Here is a 15890-nt window from a genome sequence, read left to right as displayed (position 1 = left end):
TGATGCGTGGAGGTACACGTTAGGGGGTCACCCAGGCGAGTCCGAACGGCCCATCTTTTTCACGCAGAGTGCTCACGTAGTGAACATCTCGAGGCGCACCGTGGTCCCCTCGACGGTGACCTTGCGGACCACGCGGCGGCCGTCCACGAGCCGGTCGTCCTCCATGACCCCTGGCGCGAAGTTCGACGCTTCGAGCAGCTTGGGCACGTCCTCCACCGGCAGGGTGAGGACGACGACGTAGCGCGAGTCGATGCCCCGGTCGTACTGCGTTTCCAGCACCTTGCCACTCGCGGGCATCGAGATCCCGCCGAACCGGAAGGCGTCCTCGGGCGTCGGGCTTGGCGGGGCCGTCGCACAGCCGGTGAGGAGGAGGACGAGGACCGCGAGGAGGGCTTTCACCTAGCGTGAGACGCACGGTGGACGTAAGCGTTCCGTCACGTCGGCGATCAGAAGATCCCCGCGGTCGAGCGGTGAGACCTCCAGTAGTTCTGCGAATATCTCGAGCATCGCCCGATGCTCGGTGGCACGTCCGGTAAAGGGTTCCTTGCCGGACCAGCGGAGCCATCCACCGTCCACCATGGCGCCACCGTCGAGGGTCGAGAACGGCGCGTCCGGCGTTCCCACGCCGTGCAGGTGCTCCGACTTGGCATCGAAGAAACCGGGAGTCGGGCCCTCGACCAAGGCCCCGGCCGCGCGCAGGTCCGAGACGATCGAGCACCGGCCGTGGGACGAGGTCGGCCGCAGCATGAACAGGGCGAGACATTCCAGCGGTTCGGTTCTCACCGCGTAGCCGACAAAGCTGACCGGATCCAGTGCGGGGTCCGGCCTGCCTCGCAACCGAAGTCCATGACCGCCGGAAATCGAGAAGTACGGCACGCCCAAGGCGGACACCATGACCGCGGCCGCGCGTCGCGCCGGCTGATCCGGTACTTCCGGTGGGACGGCCGCGAGACGGACATAGCGCCGAAGATCGTCCATCCCTTGCCTCCGCCGGTCGTCACGTTGTCAGAGTTCCAGACCATGGAACGCGCGTTCTCGCCTCGGGACAGGGCTGTGTGCTCGATCGGCAACAACTTTGCGGAACTGTCAAATTGCGATCCGGGCAACGCCCTACTGCCGCGGCTGCCCGTTGCGGGACCATCGCCGGGGAGGTCGCCATGGACGCACTCCACCCGTTTTGGTCGTCGCCCGAGATAGTGCAGGCCGCTGCGATGGCTCGGTACGGCTCGTTGGCCAGGGCCGTCCGGCGCGCTCGACAGCTGACGCTGGCGCAGGTGGCGGGCCGCTGTCATCTCTCCCTGAGCACGTTGTCGAGGATGGAGACGGGCCAACGCAAACTCATCGATGTCCATTACTTGCGGACTCTCTCCGAGGTACTCGAAATCCCGCCCCACCTCTTCGGTCTCGCACCCGCAATCACCGGCGCGGCGCAAATGCGCGAGGATGGCACGCCGGTTAATGTCGGCACTGCTATCCCCGGTGGACAGGACGGTGACGAGGCGATGCGGCGACGATAGGTGCTCGCGGGGCTGGTCGGTGTCACGATCGCCGGGGTCTTGCCTGGCACAGCGCGTGCGTCCGCAGGCGAGGAATCTTTAGAGGCCTTGTTGCTGGCGAAGTCACAGTGCCCCGCTGTGCCGGTGCCACTGGTCTCGCTTTCCCAGGCGCTCGCCGAAGCGCAGAGAAAATTCGAAGCCTGCGAGTATGCGCATCTCAGCCGAGCGCTGCCTCAATTGATAGCCACCGCACACGTGAGCAAGGACGCGTCCGCCGGGCAAATGCGGGAGCGGATGTCCGCGGCACTCTCCAGGGCGTATCTGCTCGGTTCGGAACTGGCGGTCAAACAACACCGCGATTGCGTCGCACGCGTCGCCGCCGATCGGTCACACTCGGCGGCGGAGTCGAGCGGCGACCCGTTGGTGATCGCCGCGAGTTCCCGGGCCATCGCGATCGGAATGCGGCGGCATGCGCTCAGCGCTCCCGAGAAGATCGACAGAGACGCCGGTCTGAACGGTGCCATCACCATGCTCACCAGGACCGCTTTCGACCTGGGAGCCGATCAAGGCAGTCCTCCGGATCGGCAACTCGCGTCCTATGGCTCGCTCTTGTGCACGGCGAGCTATTCGGCGGCCCAGAACGGGAACAGCGCTCAGGCCGTCGCACTCATCGAAGAAGCAGAGGACGCCGCGCGGCGGCTGAAGGCCACCGGAAGTGGAATGGGCAACGCGCAATTCAGCGCGACCACGGTCGCCGTCTATCGCATCGGTGTGCACACCACTCTCGGTGACACCGCCCGCGCGCTGACGTATTTCGACTCGGTCGATCCGCAGCGGCTGCCGAGCGCCGAGCGACGTGCACGAGCGTTCGTGGACGGCGCCCGAGCCTGGAAGGACCATGGCGACGTCGAGCGCGCCACCGAGGCGTTGAACCGTGCCCACGACTGTGCGCCTCAAGAGCTCAGCAGGCCGTCGGTCCAGCGGCTCATCGCCGCCATGGTCGATGCACCCGGGCGTACCCCGGCCGCCCTCTTTGCGCTGGTCCGTCGGACGTAAGCGTTCCGTCACACTTGGACGGGGATGACAGGGGCGGTGCGACACGTTGTACTGGGTGTCAACGACCGAAGGAGATCTACAGTGACGGAAAAGGCTGTTCTCGCGGGCGGCTGCTTCTGGGGCATGCAGGACCTGTTCCGCCGGCACCCCGGGGTCGTTTCCACCAGGGTCGGCTACACCGGTGGCGACGTGGAGAACGCGACCTACCGCAACCACGGCTCCCACGCCGAAGGCATCGAGATCGTCTTCGACCCGGCGCAGCTGACGTATCGGCAGATCCTGGAGTTCTTCTTCCAGATCCACGACCCGACGACCCGCAACCGCCAGGGCAACGACATCGGCACGAGCTACCGGTCGGCGATCTTCTACACCGACGACAAGCAGAAGCAGGTCGCCGAGCAGACGATCGCGGACGTCGACGCCTCCGGGAAGTGGCCGGGCAAGGTGGTCACCGAGGTGACCCAGGCCGGTGACTTCTGGGAAGCCGAGCCGGAGCACCAGGACTACCTGGAGCGCATCCCGAACGGCTATACCTGCCACTACGTGCGGCCGGAATGGCAGCTCGGCGAGCGCTGATCGTCGCGCTGCACGTCTCTTCCGTGCACGCGTACGAGGGCCGTCCCGCCTTGGGGGCGCGCCCTGATCCGTCCCCGGTCTCGCGCGACCATGTCGAGGTGCGCGCGGGACTGGGGCTGGTGGGGGACCGGTACTTCAACCACCCCGCGCATCGTTCCGCCGCGGTCACGCTCTTCTCTTCCGCTGTCCCTGGTGATCCGCTGCTGGCCCGGCGGAACATCGTGCTGTCGGGCTTCGATGTGGACGCTTTGCCGCGGGGCTCGGTCGTGACTCTGGACTCCGGTGACGGCCCTGTGCGCTTCGAGGTCCACCGGCCCGCGAATCCGTGCGCCTGGATGGACGTCGTCTACCCGGTCGGGACTTTCGCGGCTTTGCGGGGCCGCGGTGGGAAGCGGTGCGTACCGCTGGACGACGGTGTTCTACGCGTTGGGCCGGTAGAGATCTACTAAGCCATTGGCCACGGCGAGGCGCTGGTCGGCTTCGTCGAGGTCGAAGTGAGCGGGATCGAACTGGCCAGGGTCGTCGAGACCGAACCAGTCGACTATGTCCTGGTGTTCCGGATGCCCGGGATCGCCGAGGATCTCGATCAGTCGGGTATACCCACCGGTTCCGCCGACGTCCTCCGGCGGGCAGGCCGATTCGCCCGCGATACACCTCGGATAACGCCCATTTGACGTGGCGACCGTGGCTTCCTCGACGAGGACTTCGTGGTCCCAGCTGTCGCCGAAGTCGTAGTTGTACAAGAGGCGGCCGCCGGGCTTCACGAGGTCGTCCAGCCGCACCTGCCGCTCGTCGCGGTACTGCAGCTCGGGCTCGGCTTCGCCGTAGTAGGTCTCCCCGTCGAGGAAGTAGTGCAGGTGGTAGTTCTCCCAGCCCATCGCGGCCTGGATGACGATGTGCAACCTGTCGAGCGGGATGGCCGACGGGACCAGCAAGCGTCGCCATACCGGGAGACTCTCGTTGTCCAGCAGAGTGATTTTCACCTGGTAGATCGGATCGCCGACGTCCGGCTCGCCCAAGAGCCGTCGCATACCCGATCGGCCGAGCTCGGTCATCTCGGCTGATTCGTCCCGGAGGATTACGGCCCCCAATTGACGAAGGGCATCGAGTGCGCGCTCGGTGTCGCGATCGGTGGCGATGCGCAAAGTCTCGAGCTGGAGCTCGTTGAGATCTTCCAGCACATAAGGCGCGCTTACGACGTCCCAGACCAGCGCACACAAGCTGGCGATCGCGACAGCACCGTCCGCGGCGTACAACGACGCCAACGCGGCGCGGCTGCCATGCGTGAACTCGGGGCGCAGCAATGACTCGCCGAATCCCGAGTGCAGGAACGCCTCGCCAAGTTTTTCGAAACCGGTGAATAAGGCGAGCCACAGTTTCCGTGGGTCCTTGAGAAGCGACTGATTCTTCTTCACCGGAACCAGCCGTTGCCCCGTCCTGCGAACCAGCCCCGCCGCCTTGGCGCACTCCACGACAAGCATCAGATTGAGAAGGCGCTCGCTCGACCTGGTCCGGTATACGTGGCTGCCGATGGTCTGCTCGAGCACGTCACCGGTCTTCAACAACGGCACCAGCGCTTTGGCATCTGCCAAGGTGATACGCCCGGTCTGGGTGAGTTTCCGTCCTGCACCCACCCATTCGACGAACGCACGCACCTGCTCGACCAGTTCGGACTTTATCGCGAGATCCATGCCACCCCTTCCGGACTTGCCGCGACACTAGTCATCGAGCCGGCATAGGTCGTTCAAGCCCGCTTTGATCTGCTCCGGCGTCATGCTCTGGCGCTGGTAGACGTACTGTGCCGCCGCCAGTGGCGCGAGGAGCGCATCGGCCCTGAAGTGAGCGTCCGCTTCCGGCTCGATCTCGCTGATCAACGCGACCAGGTGACTGTGGTGCAGCCGGTACGCGCCGGTCACGAACCGCGCCATCGGCGTCTCTGTCTCCGCGACCATGAGCAGCTCGCCATGCGTCTCAAGCCTGTCGACGTACGCTTCCAGGAACGCCTTCAGCCTTTGGGGCGTGGGTGCCCCCGGCCCGAGTGGCGGCGGCCCGCCGATGAACGCTTCCTGGAACTCGCGCTCGTTCTCGTCGAGTAGCGCCTGCGCCAGCGCGCCCTTGTCCGGGAACCGGCGATACACGGTCCCGATCCCGACGCCCGCCTCCGCCGCGACCTCGTCCAACGCGAGCCCGTCGATCCCTTTGGCCGCAACGAGCTTGGCCGCCGCACGGACGATCTTCTGCCGGTTGCGAGCCGCGTCCGCCCGCTCTACCGGCCCGGATCTTGCGATGGGAAGCACCCAGTGAGCCTAACCGGTAGACAAGTGGAACTTTCTCCAGTTAACTAAGTGGAAGAACTTCCACTTAAGGAGACCTGGATGTCCGTCGAACACTTCACGAGCGATGACGCTTCGACCTGGTTTCAGAGACTCGACCAGCAGATCTTCTTGGCCGACGTCCTCGCACAAGACAGCGGCGCGTCCATATCCGTCGGCTTCGCCCGCTATGGCAAAGGCGAGAAGAACCCCTGGAAGATGACCTACGACGAAGCCCTCGTCATCACCTCGGGCGTCTTCACCGTCGAGGGCCCTTCGGGTTCGGTGACGGCTCGGGCCGGCGAGGTGATCTACCTGCGTTCCGGTGCCGAGGTCGTCTATGTGGCCGATGAGGACACGGAACTGGTCTATGTCACCTATCCGCATTGGCTGGCCGCCACGGAGTCGTCGGCCGAGGCGCATCGCCTCCACGACTTCCACGAGGCCTGACGGCGGCTTGAACCTCTCAAATAGGACAAGTAGTCTCAATCTGAGGGGGAGGGGTCTATGACGGGGTTCGAAGCTGATCCGAAAGCATTGCGGGATGCGGCCGATCAGGCCAAGCGAGCCGCGGGAATCGTGCGTGCGCTGGATTTGGAGCGGGTGGCGGCGCTTTCGGGCGCATTGACCGGTAGCGAGTCCGCGAAGACCGCCGCCCAGCTCGGTCCGCATTGGGAGAATTCCATCGGCGTCTGGGCGAAGGGTGTGGATTCCTACGCCGCGTCGCTGACCACTGCCGCGACTGCGTACCGCGCTCGAGATGGCGCCGGTGAGCAGGAATTCGGCGGGCCGGGTGGTAATTGATGGTCACCTGGGCCGATGTCAGCCAATGGAAGGCTGACGGGATAGGACAGATCGGTGACCACTTGGCCGCGCAGAACCGCCAGGTGCTGGGGTTGCAGGACGAGATCGACGGTGCCAAGCCCGCCGGGTGGGCCGGAGAAGCGGCGGACGCGGCGGCCGAGAACTTTCGCGCCCGATGCCAGGAACTCGAGGATCTTGCGGCGCGCCTGTCCGCGGCTGTGAAGATCATTGATGACACGGAGCAGGCGGTGCGCGATTTGGTGCGCAGTGTCGAGACGACCGAGGACTTCGCCGCCAAGAACGGCTTCCGGATCGACAACGGCAAGGTCGTCGAGACCGAAGAAGCCACCGGGTTTCTCTCCAGCGTGCTCTTGCAAGTCGAAGTGGAAGCGATCCTGGCCCGCGCCGGCCAGATCGACACCGAACTGAACTCCGTGCTTCAGCGCATCATGGCCGGCGAGATCGGTGACGCCGGCGCGACAACCTTGGCTGCGGCCGCCGCGGCGGGTGAAGACCGTATCGCCGATGAACAGCGGCACCGCGACCTCCTGGCGAAATACCAGGTCAAGACGGACGGCACGACAGTGTGGCCGAGCGGCTTGACCGGCTGGCTCGCGGAACGGGCGGGTTTTTCGAAGGAGAAGATCACCCAGTCCGAGGCCAAGTTGCTCGACGATCTGCAGATGCGCAAGGGCTTGCTCGGGCTCAAGGAATTCGCCGACATCCGGCAGGACGCCCTGCACGTCGCCGAAGGCAAGTTCGAGGGCAAAGGCCTGACCGACGGGCACGCCGACGCGTTCCGCCACGCCTACTGGAACGCGATGATGACGCAGCGGTACGGAGAGGAATGGGCCCGCGACTTCGCCACGGCGCACGAGCGGAACCCGAGCAGCCACCACGTCCCGGTCGCCATGGACCTGCACAACAACGAAGTCGGCCGCGCGATCGCCCGAGCCAACCCGGACGCCAGCCCCGAGGAGATGGCGAACCTGATCGAACAGGCGGTCAAGGACGGCAAAATGGTGGTCATCGACAAGAACGACACACTGGTATCGTCCAACGAATCGTCTCCTGGCGAGACCCGCGAAACCAAGAATAAGCCTTGGCCCACGGACAATCCGGGGCGCAACGACGACCACGACCCCGGCGACCCGTCGGCGTATCCGGACCAATACTGACCATGCGCTTGATAGTGACTCTGCTCGCCCTGCTCGCCCTCGTGGCGGGCTGTGGCCCGAGCACCCCAGGAGTGACAGTGGAATTCGACGAAGGTCTCGAAAAGACGATCGGCGATCTCGCCAGGACCGGCGGCTCACGACCGCTCAAGGAACTGGCACCCGGCGATTGGACGTCGGTCCACATCCTCACCGGCCCCGCTTCAGGCGCACGAATCGAACGAGAACTCGGCCGGCCCGTCACTGTCGAGGGCGATGGCACCCACAGTGGCGACTACGTCCAGGACGGCAACCTGCTGGTATTCGACCGCGACGGCGCCACCACACGGATGGTCAGCCTCGGCACCCTCGCCGCCCTGGGCGAGGGGAAGTACCGTGCCGACGTGGTCCTGCAGGCGCGGGGCGGCGCCATCACGATGACAGACCCGGACGGCCGTCCCGCGGGTCGCTGATCAGGGCGCGTTGGGTGCGGAGATTGTTCGTTGGTGCGATCTCATCGGCATATGGGCGGTCGCAGCGCATGTTGGTCGCCCGCATCGCGCAAAGCTCGATGAACTCGTATCCCTAATCGAGGCCTATCCGTCATCGCCTTCCTGAATGCGGACCGCGACATCGAGAATGTGCATCGGACGGATGCGATCGTTTGCACCAGAGGCTGTGCTGAGTGTCAGATCGCTCCGGCTGCCGACCCACATGCCTATGAGCAGGTCTCGAAGGTATTGGCTGAGTCCGATTGCCGCGTGTCGGATCTCGGTGTACCGGACAGTTATGGATTTTGCGGCGTTGGTCACCGAGTGTGCGCCTGTCTTCGCGGAGGTGATCGCGTGCAGAAGTTTTGCTGGTAAACACAGTACGCTTCCGGATTTCTGGATCAGCCAGTACGCTGAAGTTGGACTATGCTCTATGATGTCATTCAGCTGTTTGATGTCGATACGCCAAGACTCACTTGCCCCGGTGGCACCGTGAAGTTGCTTTGACTTCTTGACTTGAATCAGCTCACCAAAACTGACTCGTAGTCTCTGTGGAAGTTCAATGGTGATAACCAGACCGATGTCGGCACCGATTGCCCTTTCATCTGACTTGCGTACCGGGCGCTGCGCAAGCGATATCTCGGGTATGCGCGCAGCGTGAGGCGTTGTGATCTCCATATGAGTATCGATTTTCGAAAACTCTTGCTCGAGGCAGCCGAGAAGTCGTGTCGTGAGCACGTCTTCCTCTGCCGAGCCTTGAAGATGGACAATCTCAGAAAAACTGACAAGGCTGAAATCGATATGATTTTTTATCAGGTTCTCAAGAGGGCCATGAGACAGCCAGGTATGGGTCGGGGCCGCAAGAGGTTGAGGGAACGCCTGAATGCGTCTTCGGTCGCCGTCGAGAACACCGGCGACTATTTCGAGCAAATGTTCACTGAGCTCGACCTCGGCTGTACCTTCTGCGCGAGCCAGTACGCCATCTGCTGGCATCCTTATAGCCAGGTGCGGATGATTTGCGGCTGACTCGACTGCCTTGCGGAAACGGCTGTCTCCCATGGCCACTGTGGCTACGAGCAGGGAATCCAGATATCCATGCGAATTCTTGCTCGACGCTAATAGCCAAGGCATCGCTTCCGTCCATGCCTCGGGGTGCTCGTGCAGGTGCTGCTCAAGTCGGCTACGTACAGCCGTATCGTGTAGGGCAGGTTGGTCCCGGTGCCTTAGCCGCCTCAACTCGACGAGCATTGTCAGGTTGGCCCATAGATCGCAGTGGCTTTTCGGTGCCACCTGAGCCAAGCGAACCCGGGATAGATCTTCCGTATGACCTTCCTCGTACCGTCTCCAGTGGTGCAGTTGGCTTTCTCCGATGATTTCGCGGACAGCCTGCCGTCCGGTCAGTACGCCGGCGGCCACGCCAACGGCAATTCGGAGCTCGTGCCACACTCGCTCGTCAAAGTACTTGGATTTCTCTGCTAGCCACTCCACGACTAGTGGCGCTTGTCGGTCGGCCAAGAGATCTTCGTGGCTAGCCGTCAATAGCGCCTGTTCCACGGATCCGGCGTCGTATGCGGCGATTAACGCACTTTCGCGCTCGTCATAGGCGTACTTCAGCGAGTTCGGGTTGTGCCGTAGCTCGCCGATGATCTTCGGGAGGTGCGCAGCGAGGTCTCGTCCTTCCTGGGTGGCTACCTCGTCCGGCGGCGATAGTCGCCACAGTTCGGATGGTCCGTTCGCGCTCGGCATTCGCCGAGTGTAGTAACACGCGTTGTATGGCGATCCGGATCCTCGGAGGCCGGTGAACGAACAGACGACTGTGTCGCAAAGTGTGGCGGTCGGTCTGAGATGTGCCCCCGGCAGGATTCGAACCTGCGACACCCGCTTTAGGAGAGCGGTGCTCTATCCCCTGAGCTACGAGGGCATGTACTGCCAGGCGCAGCCTACCGGGTGACGCGAGCCGCCCGAGCGCGAGGTCGCAAGTCACACCCGGGCGGACCAAGCGGCCGGCCCCGAATGCCCCGAACGGCGGTTGCGCGCCAGGCGGCCCAAGATCGGCGGCCGGACAGCGACAGTGGCCGTCCAGTGACACTCGACCTGCGGATCCGACCGGGAGCGGCGACACTCGACCCAGGCAAAACAGGGTCTGAATCGACGCCTAGATCGACACAGATGACCCGCGTGGGTCACTCGTACGTGTCTGGTTTCGAAACCCTGAACAACAGTAGGTAATCTTCGTTAACGGGACGCGAGACGCCGCTCCCCCGGCTGCCGGAGGGCTTCGTTGATCAAGCTCATGTTCGCCGACGACGAGGAACTGGTCCGTTCGGGCCTGCGTGCCATGATGTCGGGCGCTGCCGATATCGAGATCGTGGGCGAGGCGAGCGACGGGAGATCAGCGGTCGAGGTCGCCCGGAGGTACCACCCCGACGTCGCGCTGCTCGACATCAAGATGCGGGCGCCTGACGACGGCATTCGCGCGCTGAGGGCCATCCTCGCCCTGCCGGATCCGCCGACCGTGGCCATGTTGACCACGTTCGACATCGACGACTACGTCAGTCTCGCGCTCAGGCTCGGGGCCAACGGCTTCCTCCTCAAGGACATCGACCCGGCGGCGCTGCTCAGGGCCGTCCGCGACCTGGCCCGCGGCGGCGCGGTGCTCGACCCGGGGGTCGCGGCGCGCATGGTCCAGTCGCATCGGGACGAGCAGCGGGCCGCGCAGCCGGCGCGCAAGCTGCTCGCGTCGCTGTCCGAGCGGGAGCGTGAGGTCGTCGGGCTGATCGGCCAGGGGCTGTCCAATGCCGAGATCGGCGGCCGCCTGCATCTGTCCGAGGCCACGGTCAAGGGCTACGTCTCGGCCGTCCTGTCCAAGATCGGCGCGGCGAACCGGGTGCAGGCCGCGCTGCTGGCCTACCGCGGTGGCCTGCTCGACCAGTAATGATCCTCACCGCCCTCGAGTTCCTCGGCTTGATCGCGTTCGCCGCTTCGGGGGCGCTCGCGGCGGTGCGGTCCAGGTTGGACGTCTTCGGGGTCGTGGTCGTCGGGTTGACGACCGCGCTCGGCGGCGGGGTCATCCGCGACGTCCTGCTCGGGATCACGCCGCCCACGACCCTGCGGACCTGGCCCTATCTCGCGGTCTGCGGCGGGACCGCGCTGGTCGTGTTCGTCTTCCATCCGCAGATCGCGAAGCTGCGGCGCGCGGTACTCCTCGCCGACGCGCTCGGGCTCGGGGTCTTCGCGACGGCGGGGACCACCATCGCGTTGAACGCGGGCGCCACCCCCTACGCGGCGTGCCTGATCGGCATGACGACGGGTATCGGCGGCGGTGCGGTGCGTGATCTCCTGCTGCGGGAAATCCCGCTCGTGCTGCGGAAGGAGATCTACGCGGTCGCGGCGCTCGCGGGGGCCGTGCTCGTCGTGATCGGTCACGCTCTGCGACTGCCGCCGGGGCCGGTGACGGTGGTAGCAGCCGCCGCCGTCGTGGGGGTCCGGATGCTCGCTTTGTGGCGGAGATGGAACGCACCCGTTGCAAAAGGCCCCGAGACCGGCTGAAACGTCTTCCGGACCGCCGGATTTCCTTTGTTGGTTCTGTGTGTGTTCTTAGGCGAGTCTCAGCACTCTGCGTAAGACTGTCGCCATGCGCATCCTCGTAGTGGACGACGACAGGGCCGTCCGTGAATCACTCAGGCGATCCCTTGAGTTCAACGGCTACCAGGTGGAGCTGGCCGGGGACGGCGCGCAGGCCCTGGAAGCGATCATCGCCAACAGACCCGACGCGATGGTCCTCGACGTGATGATGCCGCGGCTCGACGGCCTGGAGGTCGCCCGGAGGCTGCGAAGCACCGGCGACGACCTGCCGATTCTCGTGCTGACCGCGCGGGACACCGTGTCCGACCGCGTCTCCGGCCTCGACGCGGGCGCGGACGACTACTTGCCGAAGCCCTTCGCGCTCGAAGAGCTGCTCGCGCGCCTTCGTGCGCTTCTGCGACGCGCGATCCCGGATCCGCAGGCCGCCCAGAACGCCGAGGTCCTCTCGTTCGCCGACCTCACCTTGGACCCGGGGACGCGCGAGGTGCGCCGCGCCGGGCGGGAGATCAGTCTCACCAGGACCGAATTCGCCCTGCTGGAGCTGTTCCTCTCGTACCCGAAGCACGTGTTGACCCGCAGCCGGATCCTGGAGGAAGTATGGGGATACGACTTCCCGACGTCGGGCAACGCGCTGGAGGTCTACGTCGGCTATTTGCGCCGAAAGACCGAGGCTGGGAGCGAACCGAGGCTGATCCACACGGTGCGGGGAGTGGGCTACGTCCTGAGGGAAACCCCGCCGTGACGGAGCCGGTGCCGGTCGTCGACGTGTCCGAAAAGGATCCGCGCGGCGACCGCTGGGGCACGCGGCGCTTCTCGCTCCGCGGCCGGGTGACGCTGCTCGCGGCCGCGTCGGTGGCGGGCGCGGTGGCCCTGGTGTCCCTTGGCGCGTACCTCGTCGTGCGCGACAACCTCTACCAGCAGGTGGACGACAACCTGCTCGCCCGCGCGCAGGCCGCGGTCGAATCGCCGCAGGTGCAGACCGAGCTGCAGCAGGTGCCCGGCGCCTTCCTGGCCAGCGCGGACCTGCAGATCGGCCAGCTGACGGTGGGGCAGAAGGTGCGGCTGACCTATCCGCAGTCCGGCAGCCGCCCGCCGTACGGCGACGACGAGATCGCCGTCGCCTCCGGGGACAAGGCCTTCTCCCTGCGCACCGACCCGAAGACCGACAGCCGGGTCGTCGCCCTCCCGCAGGGCGCCGGTCAGGCGATGGTGCTCGCGCAGTCGCTCGGCCCGACCAAACGCACCCTGAACGAGCTTTCCGTGGTCCTGTTCCTGATCGGCGGCGCCGGGATCCTGGTCGCCGCGGCCGCGGGAACGGCCGTCGCGAGAGCGGGGCTGAGGCCGGTCGACCGGCTCACGTCGGCGGCGGAACGCGTCGCCACCACGGGTGACCTGCGGCCGATCCCGGTCAGCGGCGACGACGAACTCGCACGTCTCACCCAAAGCTTCAACACGATGCTGGGCACGGTCGCCGAATCGCAGGAACGCCAACGACAACTCGTCGCGGACGCCGGACACGAACTCCGCACGCCGCTGACGTCGCTGCGAACGAACCTGGAACTCCTCCTGTCCGCGAGCAGGCCGGGCGCGCGGACGTTGTCCGACGAGGACCGCAGCGACATCGAGGCCGACATCCGCGGCCAGCTCGACGAGCTGACCCAGCTGATCGGCGACCTCGTCGAGCTCGCACGCCAGGACGAGCCGCGGATCGAGCACGAGCGGGTCGAGATGGTCGACGTCGTCGAGCGCGCGCTGGACCGGGCACGCCGCCGCGCGGGCGAGATCGAGTTCGACGTCTCGCTCCAGCCGTGGGTGCTGACCGGCGACACCAGCGCACTGGAGCGTGCGGTGCTGAACCTGCTGGACAACGCGGTGAAGTTCTCGCCGGAAGGGTCGACGGTCGGGGTCCGGCTGTACCCGGTCGGCGACGGCACCGCGGTGCTCGAAGTCGAGGACTCCGGGCCGGGGATCGCCGACGAGGACCTGCCGAAGGTGTTCGACCGCTTCTACCGCTCGTCGGAGGCGCGGACGCTGCCCGGTTCCGGGCTCGGCCTGGCCATCGTCCAGCACGCGGCGCAGCGGCACGGCGGTGACGTCTACGCGGGCCGCGCGGCCACCGGCGGCGCGCTGATGACCTTGCGGCTCCCGGGAGCCCCGGCCTGATGGGTGACTACGACAAGGGCATCGAACTGCTCCGGCTTCTCGGCGGCGTCGAGAACCCGGCCGTGCTGGAGCTGTTCGACGCCGTCGAGGCGGTGGACTACGGCAGGGAAGCGGTCGCCTTCGTCTACGGCGGCGTGTACCAGCGGCCGGGGCTTTCGCTGCCACAGCGGCAATTGATCACCGTCGCGGCGCTGGAGGCGTTGGGATACGCGGAGGCGCAGCTTCGGTTCCACCGCGACGCCGTGGCGAACGTCGGCGGTGACCTGGCGCAGGACGACGAAACGACCAGGCGGCTCAAGCGAATCGCGGTGTACACGGCGAAGGGCGGCGTGGCGCCGGAGTTGGCCGACGTCCTTCGCGAGGCGCGGGAGGCGGGAGAGCTCCGGGAAGCTGTCGAGGCGATCCTCCATCTCGCCGTCTACGTGGGCTTCCCCGCCGCGCTCAACGCGCTCGCCATTACGCTGACGGGTGATGAGCACCGAGAACGCGCCTGAGCCGCCGCCCCGCCGTCTGCTGTGGACACTGCTGGTGGCCGCGGTGCTGCTGGCCGCGGACCAGCTGACCAAATGGTGGGCCGTCGACGCCCTCACCGGACACGCACCGATCCCGGTGATCGGCGACTTCATCCGGTTCCGGCTGCTCTACAACCCGGGCGCGGCGTTCTCGCTGGGGGCGAACTCCACCTGGATCTTCGCGATCCTGGCCGCGGTCGCGGTGGTCGCGCTGCTGTGGATCTCGCGCAAGGTCCGTTCGGCGGGCTGGGCGATCTCGCTCGGGCTGCTGCTCGGCGGCGCGACGACGCATCTGGGCGACCGCCTGTTCCGCGAGCCCGGTTTCGCGCGTGGTCACGTCGTCGACTTCATCGACTACAACGGCTGGTTCGTCGGGAACGTCGCCGACATCGCGCTGTTCTTCGGCGCGGTCTCGCTTTTCGTGCTGAGTTTCCGCGGCGTCCCGATCGAGGGCGTCAAGGAGACGGCCGAGGAGTAACGAGACAGAACTCGTTCCCTTCGGGATCCGCGAGCACGACCAACCCGTCTTCGGGTTGTGCGAGTACGTGTGCGCCCAAGCCGACGAGCCGTTCGACGCTGTCTCCGGTCAGGTCCAGATGCACGCGGTTCTTGACGACCTTCGATTCCGGCACCAGGTTGAAGAAGAGCCGCGGTCCCGACGCGGCTTCGACCAACACCGAAGGGTCTTCTTCGGGACCGGAAAACCCCAGCGAACGAAGGCGATCAAGCTCCTCTTCTTCATAGGGTGCGATTTCGTAGCCGTCGAGCGCGGCCGCCCAGAAACGGGCGAGCGAAGCCGGATGCCGGCAGTCGAAGACGACGTCGCGAAGCCTGGCCATGGCCTCATGGTGGCAGGCGGCACGGCTCGTCGCGCCATGTTTGATCGCGTAGGATTTTGTGTAGTTGATCCAGGGAGGATTCGTGCTCGCGCGGCAGCGACAGGCGGTGATCCTCGAGGAGGCGCGCCGGACCGGGGCGGTCCGGGTCAGCGATCTCGTCGTGAGGCTCGGCGTTTCCGATATGACGGTGCGCCGCGACCTCGACGTGCTCGCGAGCCGCGGCCTCGTCGAGAAGGTCTACGGCGGCGCCACCTCCGTCGTCGGCAAGAGCACCGACGAACCCGGTTTCGAGGCCAAATCCGTGCGCCAGCGCGCGCAGAAGGAGGCCATCGCCGCCCTCGCGGCCGGGCTGGTCCGGCCGGGCACCGCGATCGGCATCTCCGCCGGCACCACCACGTGGACGCTGGCCAGGGCGCTCGACGATATCCCCGGCCTGACGATCGTCACGAACTCCATCCAGGTCGCCGACGTGCTGCGCGGCGCGAACCAGCCGGATCGCACGGTCGTCCTCACCGGCGGTGTCCGCACCCCGTCGGACGCGCTGGTCGGGCCGGTCGCCGTGCAGAGCCTGCGGTCGCTGCACCTGGACGTCGTGTTCCTCGGCGTGCACGGGATGGCCGACGGCCCCGGCTTCACCACGCCGAACCTCACCGAATCCGAGACCGATCGCGCGCTGGTCGAAGCGGGCCGCAAGCTGGTCGTGCTGGCCGACCACACCAAATGGGGCATCGTCGGGATCTCCACCATCGCCGGGCTCGAAGAGGCCGACGTGGTCGTCTCGGACGACGGTTTGTCCGACAACGCAAGGGAAACGCTCGCCGAGCAGGCGGGTGAGCTGATGATCGCCGAAACGGCGGAGACGGCTGAGGCCGAAGAAGCCTGATAAGCAGCGCGCCACCCGC

General features: G+C 66.1%; 21 protein-coding genes and 1 tRNA gene. 15 read left to right on the top strand and 7 right to left on the bottom strand.

What is annotated here, in order from left to right:
- Nucleotides 1–72: 72 nt before the first annotated feature.
- Both AORI_RS76655 and AORI_RS76650 read right to left on the bottom strand, forming a co-directional pair.
- The gene (locus AORI_RS76655) at nucleotides 73–399 is read right to left on the bottom strand and encodes a hypothetical protein (RefSeq protein ID WP_016337403.1); all 327 of its coding nucleotides are present in this window, start codon (nucleotides 397–399) and stop codon (nucleotides 73–75) included.
- Complete coding sequence (locus tag AORI_RS76650) at nucleotides 400–978, bottom strand: hypothetical protein (RefSeq protein ID WP_016337402.1); 579 nt, start codon at nucleotides 976–978, stop codon at nucleotides 400–402.
- A gap of 179 nt (nucleotides 979–1157) precedes the next feature.
- Between AORI_RS76650 and AORI_RS84490 the strand changes: the two genes are divergently transcribed.
- From AORI_RS84490 to AORI_RS76630, 4 genes are all read left to right on the top strand, one after another.
- Nucleotides 1158–1517, top strand: coding sequence for a helix-turn-helix domain-containing protein (locus AORI_RS84490; RefSeq protein WP_016337401.1), 360 nt, complete (start codon nucleotides 1158–1160; stop codon nucleotides 1515–1517).
- Nucleotides 1518–1634: 117 nt separating this feature from the next.
- Nucleotides 1635–2552 (top strand): hypothetical protein, encoded by a 918-nt coding sequence (locus tag AORI_RS76640; RefSeq protein ID WP_043848402.1) that lies wholly within the window; start codon nucleotides 1635–1637, stop codon nucleotides 2550–2552.
- Between the two features lie 81 nt (nucleotides 2553–2633).
- Complete coding sequence (msrA, locus tag AORI_RS76635) at nucleotides 2634–3128, top strand: peptide-methionine (S)-S-oxide reductase MsrA (RefSeq protein WP_016337399.1); 495 nt, start codon at nucleotides 2634–2636, stop codon at nucleotides 3126–3128.
- Nucleotides 3107–3577, top strand: a complete 471-nt coding sequence (locus tag AORI_RS76630; RefSeq protein ID WP_016337398.1) for an MOSC domain-containing protein — start codon at nucleotides 3107–3109, stop codon at nucleotides 3575–3577. The genes msrA and AORI_RS76630 overlap by 22 nt, the downstream gene beginning before the upstream one ends.
- Here the strand turns inward: AORI_RS76630 and AORI_RS84090 are convergent.
- The gene (locus AORI_RS84090; RefSeq protein ID WP_016337397.1) at nucleotides 3548–4819 is read right to left on the bottom strand and encodes a plasmid pRiA4b ORF-3 family protein; all 1272 of its coding nucleotides are present in this window, start codon (nucleotides 4817–4819) and stop codon (nucleotides 3548–3550) included. The two genes, AORI_RS76630 and AORI_RS84090, sit on opposite strands and share 30 nt — an antisense overlap.
- 27 nt (nucleotides 4820–4846) lie before the next feature.
- The gene (locus tag AORI_RS76620; RefSeq protein ID WP_016337396.1) at nucleotides 4847–5425 is read right to left on the bottom strand and encodes a TetR/AcrR family transcriptional regulator; all 579 of its coding nucleotides are present in this window, start codon (nucleotides 5423–5425) and stop codon (nucleotides 4847–4849) included.
- 78 nt (nucleotides 5426–5503) lie between these two features.
- Between AORI_RS76620 and AORI_RS76615 the strand changes: the two genes are divergently transcribed.
- From AORI_RS76615 to AORI_RS76600, 4 genes are read left to right on the top strand one after another with little or no spacing between them, the layout of a single operon-like run.
- Nucleotides 5504–5890: a cupin domain-containing protein gene (locus AORI_RS76615; protein ID WP_016337395.1), complete on the top strand. Its 387-nt coding sequence runs from the start codon at nucleotides 5504–5506 to the stop codon at nucleotides 5888–5890.
- A 57-nt stretch (nucleotides 5891–5947) separates the two neighbouring features.
- Entirely contained in the window at nucleotides 5948–6244 is a 297-nt protein-coding gene (locus tag AORI_RS76610) for a hypothetical protein (RefSeq protein ID WP_016337394.1), read from the top strand.
- A complete protein-coding gene (locus AORI_RS76605; protein ID WP_016337393.1) occupies nucleotides 6244–7422 on the top strand; it encodes a DUF6973 domain-containing protein in 1179 nt (392 codons plus the stop codon). The genes AORI_RS76610 and AORI_RS76605 overlap by 1 nt, the downstream gene beginning before the upstream one ends.
- 2 nt (nucleotides 7423–7424) lie before the next feature.
- On the top strand, nucleotides 7425–7871 hold the full coding sequence (locus AORI_RS76600; RefSeq protein WP_228688251.1) for a hypothetical protein: 447 nt from the start codon (nucleotides 7425–7427) through the stop codon (nucleotides 7869–7871).
- A gap of 123 nt (nucleotides 7872–7994) precedes the next feature.
- Here the strand turns inward: AORI_RS76600 and AORI_RS83585 are convergent, their stop codons facing one another.
- Complete coding sequence (locus AORI_RS83585; RefSeq protein WP_123798659.1) at nucleotides 7995–9635, bottom strand: hypothetical protein; 1641 nt, start codon at nucleotides 9633–9635, stop codon at nucleotides 7995–7997.
- A gap of 102 nt (nucleotides 9636–9737) precedes the next feature.
- Nucleotides 9738–9810, bottom strand: a tRNA-Arg gene (locus AORI_RS76590).
- A gap of 360 nt (nucleotides 9811–10170) precedes the next feature.
- Between AORI_RS76590 and AORI_RS76585 the strand changes: the two genes are divergently transcribed.
- The 6 genes from AORI_RS76585 (at nucleotide 10171) to lspA (ending at nucleotide 14627) form a co-directional block, all read left to right on the top strand.
- Nucleotides 10171–10824, top strand: coding sequence for a response regulator (locus tag AORI_RS76585; protein ID WP_005155565.1), 654 nt, complete (start codon nucleotides 10171–10173; stop codon nucleotides 10822–10824).
- On the top strand, nucleotides 10824–11438 hold the full coding sequence (locus tag AORI_RS76580) for a trimeric intracellular cation channel family protein (protein ID WP_016337390.1): 615 nt from the start codon (nucleotides 10824–10826) through the stop codon (nucleotides 11436–11438). Before AORI_RS76585 ends, AORI_RS76580 begins: the two co-directional genes overlap by 1 nt.
- An 85-nt stretch (nucleotides 11439–11523) precedes the next feature.
- A complete protein-coding gene (locus AORI_RS76575) occupies nucleotides 11524–12216 on the top strand; it encodes a response regulator transcription factor (RefSeq protein ID WP_016337389.1) in 693 nt (230 codons plus the stop codon).
- A complete protein-coding gene (locus tag AORI_RS76570) occupies nucleotides 12213–13637 on the top strand; it encodes a HAMP domain-containing sensor histidine kinase (RefSeq protein WP_016337388.1) in 1425 nt (474 codons plus the stop codon). Before AORI_RS76575 ends, AORI_RS76570 begins: the two co-directional genes overlap by 4 nt.
- Complete coding sequence (locus tag AORI_RS76565) at nucleotides 13637–14131, top strand: carboxymuconolactone decarboxylase family protein (RefSeq protein ID WP_016337387.1); 495 nt, start codon at nucleotides 13637–13639, stop codon at nucleotides 14129–14131. Before AORI_RS76570 ends, AORI_RS76565 begins: the two co-directional genes overlap by 1 nt.
- Entirely contained in the window at nucleotides 14109–14627 is a 519-nt protein-coding gene (gene lspA / locus AORI_RS76560) for a signal peptidase II (RefSeq protein ID WP_016337386.1), read from the top strand. The genes AORI_RS76565 and lspA overlap by 23 nt, the downstream gene beginning before the upstream one ends.
- On the opposite strand, the gene AORI_RS76555 is transcribed toward lspA, so the two are convergent.
- Entirely contained in the window at nucleotides 14605–14988 is a 384-nt protein-coding gene (locus AORI_RS76555; RefSeq protein WP_016337385.1) for a VOC family protein, read from the bottom strand. The genes lspA and AORI_RS76555 overlap by 23 nt on opposite strands.
- An 82-nt stretch (nucleotides 14989–15070) precedes the next feature.
- Between AORI_RS76555 and AORI_RS76550 the strand changes: the two genes are divergently transcribed.
- Complete coding sequence (locus tag AORI_RS76550) at nucleotides 15071–15871, top strand: DeoR/GlpR family DNA-binding transcription regulator (RefSeq protein ID WP_043848400.1); 801 nt, start codon at nucleotides 15071–15073, stop codon at nucleotides 15869–15871.
- Nucleotides 15872–15890: the final 19 nt, after the last annotated feature.

The organism is Amycolatopsis keratiniphila, assembly GCF_000400635.2.
Lineage (GTDB): Bacteria > Actinomycetota > Actinomycetes > Mycobacteriales > Pseudonocardiaceae > Amycolatopsis > Amycolatopsis keratiniphila.
The sequence above is the reverse complement of the archived record's forward strand: the minus strand, read 5'-3'. Positions and strand labels throughout refer to the sequence as shown.